The sequence below is a fragment of the Nocardia sp. NPDC059154 genome (assembly GCF_042755705.1).
Classification (GTDB): Bacteria; Actinomycetota; Actinomycetes; order Mycobacteriales; family Mycobacteriaceae; genus Nocardia.
Genome location: NZ_JBHZCS010000001.1, coordinates 90,582 through 97,052 on the forward strand (window position 1 = coordinate 90,582; position 6,471 = coordinate 97,052).

The following is a 6,471-nucleotide window of genomic DNA, read 5'->3' on the forward strand; positions in this document are numbered from 1 at the left end:
CTACGAGCGGATTCTTGGAACGGCCTTCGATTGTGGTTAATCCCGCTGTGCGGAATACCCGGCGGCCGGCGCTCGTCCGCTCGCCCAGCCCTCGGGATCGTCCCAGGCCTGCAGCGTGCGCGCGGTGTCGAAGCGGCGCGGTTCCCGGGTGATCGGATCGATGAATTCCAGTGCCGAGGCCAGCAGTTGCAGTGGCCGGGTGTAGTCGTCGACCGGTTTGTCGGTGAGTTCGGGATAGAAGTCGTCACCGAGGATCGGGACCCCGAGGCTGTTCATGTGCAGCCGGATCTGATGCGTCCGCCCGGTCCGCGGCCGGAGCCGGTAGCGCCCCAATTCGTCCCGCTGCTCGGTCAATTCGACGAGGGTCTCCGCATTCGGTTCGCCCGCGGTCTCGTAGGCGCGCAGCACCTGCCGCTCCTTGACGATCCGGCTGATGATCGTGCGCGGCAGTCCGAGCTCTGGATCGAAGCGCGCGACGGCCTCGTACTCCTTGTGTACCAGCCGCTTGTGGAACATGGTCTGATATGCCCCGCGCACGGCCGGATTCACGATGAACAGCACCAGCCCGGCGGTGACCCGGTCGAGCCGGTGCGCGGGCACCAGATCGGGCAGGTCCAGGTCGCGGCGCAGTTTCACCAGGGCGGTCTGCAGAATGTGCTGCCCGCGCGGGATGGTCGAGAGGAAGTGCGGCTTGTCCGCGACGAGGATGTCGTCGTCGCGGTAGACGATGCCGATCGGGAACGGAACCTCGGTCTCGTCCGGCAGATCGCGGTGGAACCACACCGCGCCGCCGGGGGCGTACGGCGTGTCGAGGGTGATCGGGCCGTCCAGATCCACGATGCCGCCAGTGGACAGCAGTTCGTCGATGCGTTCGGGGTGTACCCGCGGCAATCGCTCCACGAGGTGGTCACGAATGGTCGCCCAGTCGCCGTCCTCGGGTAGCCGCAACCGGGCCGGGTCCAGCCCGTGCCGCTTGGGTAGCGGTGGTTGCTGCCTGCGTCTCACTCGCCAAACCCTAGTCCCCGAGTTTGTCCGGACCAGGGGGTACGGTTGGCCAACGCCCGGAATGTCCGGGTCGAAACGAGTGATCGGGGGTCTCGTGTACCCGAACGACCAACAGCCGCAAGGGTATCCGGGCCAGCCCGGTCAGCCGGACTACGGCCAGATTCCACAACCCCCGCAACCGGAATACGGCCAGCCGCAGCCGGGATACGCTCAGCCCGCCTACGGCCAGCCGGGTCAGTGGGATTACAGCCAGGGCGGTCAGCCCGGCTACCCGCCCGGGTATCAGCCGATGCCGCCGGGCTATCCGATGGCTCCGCCGCCTCCGCAGGGCACCAATGGCCTGGCCATCGCCGCCCTGATCCTCGGCCTGCTCGGCGCGTGTCTGCTCGCCATCCCGTTCGGCATCATCGCGCTGACCCAGATCAAGCAGCGCAATCAGAACGGCAAGGGGCTGGCCATCGGTGGCCTGGTCGCCTCCGGCGTGTGGGCGCTGATCGTCGTGATCCTGTTCGCCGTGGGCGCGGTGAACAGCTCGGATACCTCTGCGTCACAGGACAATACGACCCGCACCTCGGCCCTGCCGGATTCGCCCACCTCCATCTCGGTCGACGAGGTGAAGGTCGGCGACTGCCTGCAGACCGTCGAGGAGAACAACCACATTCGCAAGGTGACGGTGCTGCCCTGCGATGCCGCGCACGATGCCGAGGTGATCGCCCAGGTGCATCTGACCGGTTCCTGGCCGGGTTCGCTGGATGCCTCGTTCCAGCAGGCCAATGACGCCTGCCTGGACGAGATCGACAAGCAGCTGAGCAAGAGCTCGATGTACGACCAGCTGGAGACCTTCATTCTCTACCCGGCCAACGAGACCCAGTGGAACAAGCTCAATGGCCGCGCGACGTGCATGGTCCACGACGCGAGCGGCAAGAAGCTGACCGGAAAGGTGCCGCGCTGACCGGCGGTATGGTCGTTCAAGAAAAGTTAGCCTAACCTATCTTCTCGCCGGTGTTCGTGGGAGCGCCGCACCGAGGAAGGTGGGAGGCGGACTGATGACGGTCGAGTCACCGCCCGCGGTCGAGGCGCACGCCATCGATCCGGGCCCGGCGGCAGCCGACCCGGGCGGGCCCGACGCGAAAGCGGAGGTGAAGGCGCGCCGGCGGCGAGAGGCCGCCGCGCGCAAGGAGATTCTCGCCCCGGTGCGCGGCCCGCTCACGGTGGCCGGGCTGATCGTGGCGGTCGCCGCGGTGTGCTCGGTGCTGCCGTTCCTGCTGATCGTCTCGGCCTGCCGTGAGCTGCTGCGGGATGCGCCCGGCACCGACCGGGTGTGGCGGCTGCTGTTGATCGCGGTGCTGGTGCTGGTGGTCCGGGCGGTGCTGCAGGCGGTCGCGCTGACCTGGTCGCACGCCGTGGACGCCCGCTACCAGCTGACCCTGCGCCGGCTGCTGGCCGACAAGCTGACCCGGGTGCCGCTGGGCTGGTTCGGCGCCCGCACCTCCACCGAGGTGAAGAAGTACCTCCAGGACGATGTCGAGGCGCTGCACTATCTGGTGGCGCATGCGCGGCTGGACTTCGTCGGTTCGGTGACGGTCCCGCTGGTCACCCTGGTCTACCTGGCGACCGTGGACTGGCGGCTGACGCTGATCCTGCTGCTGCCGCTGGTCGTCTACGCGCTGTGCATGCGCGCGATGCTGGACGAGCCCGGCCGCGAACGCCTGCTGGCCTACAACGCCGCCGAGCAGCGCACCCGCGCCGCGACCGTCGAATTCGTGGACGGCATCCAGGTGGTGCGGGCCTTCGGGCGAGCGGGCAGGGCGCACAGCGAGTTCCGGGCCGCCGTCGAGGAGCAGACCGAGCGGCTGCGGCGGCTGAAACTGCCGGTGATGACGGTGCAGTCGATCTCGGACACGGTGGTCTCGCCGGTGTTCGTCATGCTGCTGGTCGTAGTGGCCGGGCTCGCGGGCGTGGGCCTCGAGTGGATCGAGCCGCTGGATGTGCTGCCGTTCCTGCTGGTCGGGCTCGGGCTGGGCAGTTCGCTGCTGGGTCTGGGCTACGGCACCCAGGCGCTGCGCACGGCCGGTGACGCGGCGCTGCGGCTGCACGATCTGCTGCAGACCGCCGAATTGGCGTCCGGCACGGGCGATTCCGCACCGCAGCAGGCTCCCGCCGGGCTGATCCGTTTCGAGGGCGTGAGTTTCGGCTACCGCGCCGACCATCAGGTGCTGCGCGACCTCGACCTCGAGCTGGCGCCCGGCACCATGACCGCCCTGGTGGGCCCCAGCGGTTCCGGCAAGTCGACGCTGGCCAAGCTGCTGCCGCGCTTCTACGACGTGGACGCGGGCCGGATCACCCTCGGCGGCCGCGATATTCGCGACTTCCCGAGCGAAGAGCTCTATCGCACGGTCGGATTCGTCTTCCAGGACGTCCGCCTGATCCGCGGCACCATCGCCGACAATCTGCGGCTGGCCCGCCCTGGCGCCGATGCCGCGGCCCTGGAGCGTGCGGCCCGCGCGGCCCGCATCCACGACCGCATCCTGGCGCTGCCGCGCGGCTACGACTCCGAGATCGGGGTGGACGCCGTGCTGTCCGGTGGTGAGGCGCAACGGCTTTCGATCGCCCGCACCCTGCTGGCCGACACCCCGATCCTGGTGCTGGACGAGGCCACCGCCTTCGCCGACCCCGAATCCGAGGCGGCGGTGCAGGACGCGCTGGCCGAACTGGTGGCCGGTCGCACCGTGCTGGTCATCGCGCACCGGCTGCACACCATCACCGGCGTGGACCGAATCCTGGTGCTGGAGAACGGAACCCTGGTCGAACGGGGTGACCACGCCAGTCTGCACACCGCGGGCGGGGTCTACCAGCGGCTCTGGGAAATCAATGAGGCGGCCCTGGAGGCCGTCGCCGGCGCCGACCGCGCCGCCGGGAGTGCCGATCGGCCTTCGGGCGCGTGGTCGGACGGAACCGACCCGGTGGCAGGCGATCTCGGGGACGGCCGGGCCGGGACGAAGGCCGGCCTGTCCGCCGTTGCTGAGGAGGGCAATCGATGATCCGCAAGGTGCTCGGCCTCGTGCCGGGTGAGTTCGCGCGGCTGACACCGCGACTGCTGCTGGCCATCGTGGTCCAGGCGCTGTCGCAGGCCGCCGCCTATGTGCTGCTGGTGCCGGTCTTGCAGGCCTTGTTCGACAAGGATCTGGGCCGGGCCTGGTGGTGGACGCTGTGGCTGGCGCTGGCCGTGGCCGGGGTCGTGGTGTTCGGTTACCTGCAGTCGGTGCTGGGCCTGCGCGTCGGTGTGGGCATGCAGCACGGATTGCAGACCCGGCTCGGCGATCACCTGAATGCCCTGCCACTGGGCTGGTTCGACGACCGGCACGCGGGCGAGCTGTCGCGGGTGATGGTCGAGAACGTCCGCGAGGTGCAGGGCCTGATCGCCTATCTGCTGGCGAAAATGCTGACCGGCGTACTGGTTCCGCTCGGTGTGGCGGTGGGCATGCTGGTCGTCGACTGGCGTATTTCGCTGGCCATGCTGGTGACGGCCCCGGTGCTGTTCCTGGTGAATCTGTGGGCCAACCGCTCCTATGTCGCCGCCGATGAGCGCATGCACGAGGCCGCCGCCGAGGCGAACGCCCGGGTGCTGGAATTCGCGCAGGCGCAACCGGTGCTGCGTTCGCTGGGCGCGGTCGGCGCGGGTAATCGCGCGCTGGACGCGGCATTGGCCCGCCAGCGCCGGGCCGCCGATGGCCTGCTGATCGCCGCGGTGCCCGGCCTGATCGTGTTCTCGCTGGTGGTGCAGGCCGTCTTCCTGGTGCTGGTCTACCTGGTGGCAGGCCGGGCGACCGACGGCGCACTCTCCGCCGCCGCGGCGATCGCCCTGATCGCGGTGAGCTCCCGTTTCATCGAGCCGCTGACCCAGGCCGCGCAGCTGGGTGGCGCCCTGCGCTCCGCCGCCGCAGCGGCTGACCGGGTGAGCGCGCTGCTGGCGGAACCGGCACTGCCGCAGCCGGATTCACCGGTGCCGCCGGGTGCCCCGCAGGTGGAGTTCGATCGGGTCAGCTTCGGCTACGGCCCGGACAGGACGGTGCTGCAGGACATCTCGTTCACCGCGGCACCCGGCACCACGACCGCCATCGTGGGCCCCAGCGGCGCGGGCAAATCCACGCTGCTGCGCCTGGCCGCCCGCTTCCACGACACCGATTCCGGTCGTGTCGTGGTCGGCGGTCACGATGTTCGTGAGCAGCCGGCGGCGACCCTGCTGAACCGGCTGGCGCTGGTCTTCCAGAACGTCTACCTCTTCGATCGCTCTGTGCTGGAGAACATCCGGGCGGGCCGTCCGGACGCGACCGATGCCGAGGTCCTCGCGGCCGCCCGGGTAGCGCGGGTGGACGAGATCGCCGACCGGCTGCCCGACGGCTGGCAGACCGCGGTCGGCGAGGGCGGCTCCGCGCTGTCCGGTGGTGAGCGCCAGCGTGTTTCGATTGCCCGCGCCCTGGTCAAGGCTGCTCCGATCGTGCTGCTGGACGAGGCCACGAGCGCCCTCGACCCGCACAACGAGGCGGCGGTGGTGCGCGGTGTGCACGAACTCACCCGTGGCAGAACCGTTCTCGTGGTGGCGCATCGTCTCGCGACCATCGCGCACGCCGATCAGATCCTGTTCATGGACGGCGGTCGCATCGTCGAGCGCGGTACGCACGCCGAGCTGCTCGCGCTCGGCGGCCGCTATGCCGCCTTCTGGACCGAGCGCACCCGTGCCTCCGGCTGGCGTCTGGCGCCGGTGCCCGCGTAGCCGGACGGCCCCGGATTCCGCGCGAGTCCGGGGCCGTTCGGGGTGGGTCACTCTCGAATTGTCGGAGTCATTGTCGACGGGTCAGAGGCTGCAGGGCAGCATGGCGACGCTCGCGACGGTGCACTCGCCCTCGCGGGACAGCTTCCAGTCGCCGTCGACGAGCTTCCAGGTCAGCGGGAAGGTGAACGGATCGAAACCGTCCACGGCCGTCTGCAGCGTGGCCGAGAGGGTGTCGCCGTTCTCGGTGACCGGGCCCAGGATGGTCCAGCGGAAGCTCGGCGGGGCGGCGTTCATGGCGGTGCCGATCTGGTCCAGCAGCGGCAGTCCGGCCTCGCCGGCCTCGAGCTCGGCGGCCCGGGTGGAGGCCGGGGCGCCGGTGTTGAGGGCGGTCTGCAGCTTGGCCTTCAGGTCGCCGGTGCTCGGGGCGGCGGTGCGCACGGGGGCGAAAGCCGGTGCGGCCGTGGCGGTGACGGCGCTGACGCCGGTTCCGGCGAGCAGGGCGGCGGTGGCGAGGGCGGCACCGAGGAGGCGCGAGGTACGGGGCATGGTTTCCAGTCCAATCGTTTTCGTCACGAGCGCTTCGCAAGCGCTGCCAAGCAATATAAGGTAAGGCTATGCAAACCTAAAGTGGTTGGTGGGTTGTGCGAGGCAGACAACAGTGAGCAACTGGGACGGAGAAGCGGTGGAGACAC

Annotated in this window: 5 protein-coding genes; 3 read left to right on the forward strand and 2 right to left on the reverse strand. The window is 69.7% G+C overall.

Features of this window, described 5'->3' with window-relative positions; genetic code table 11:
* Positions 1-36: 36 nt before the first annotated feature.
* Positions 37-1,005: an RluA family pseudouridine synthase gene (locus tag ACFXN1_RS00335; RefSeq protein WP_379444768.1), complete on the reverse strand. Its 969-nt coding sequence runs from the start codon at positions 1,003-1,005 to the stop codon at positions 37-39.
* Between the two features lie 94 nt (positions 1,006-1,099).
* On the opposite strand from ACFXN1_RS00335, the gene ACFXN1_RS00340 reads away from it, so the two are divergent.
* The 3 genes from ACFXN1_RS00340 (at position 1,100) to ACFXN1_RS00350 (ending at position 5,779) form a co-directional block, all read left to right on the forward strand.
* Positions 1,100-1,957 (forward strand): DUF4190 domain-containing protein, encoded by an 858-nt coding sequence (locus tag ACFXN1_RS00340; RefSeq protein ID WP_379463456.1) that lies wholly within the window; start codon positions 1,100-1,102, stop codon positions 1,955-1,957.
* 94 nt (positions 1,958-2,051) lie between these two features.
* Positions 2,052-4,046: an ABC transporter ATP-binding protein gene (locus ACFXN1_RS00345; protein WP_379444765.1), complete on the forward strand. Its 1,995-nt coding sequence runs from the start codon at positions 2,052-2,054 to the stop codon at positions 4,044-4,046.
* Positions 4,043-5,779, forward strand: coding sequence for an ABC transporter ATP-binding protein (locus ACFXN1_RS00350; protein WP_379444763.1), 1,737 nt, complete (start codon positions 4,043-4,045; stop codon positions 5,777-5,779). The genes ACFXN1_RS00345 and ACFXN1_RS00350 overlap by 4 nt, the downstream gene beginning before the upstream one ends.
* 81 nt (positions 5,780-5,860) lie before the next feature.
* Here the strand turns inward: ACFXN1_RS00350 and ACFXN1_RS00355 are convergent, their stop codons facing one another.
* Positions 5,861-6,325, reverse strand: a complete 465-nt coding sequence (locus tag ACFXN1_RS00355) for a hypothetical protein (RefSeq protein ID WP_379444761.1) — start codon at positions 6,323-6,325, stop codon at positions 5,861-5,863.
* Positions 6,326-6,471: the final 146 nt, after the last annotated feature.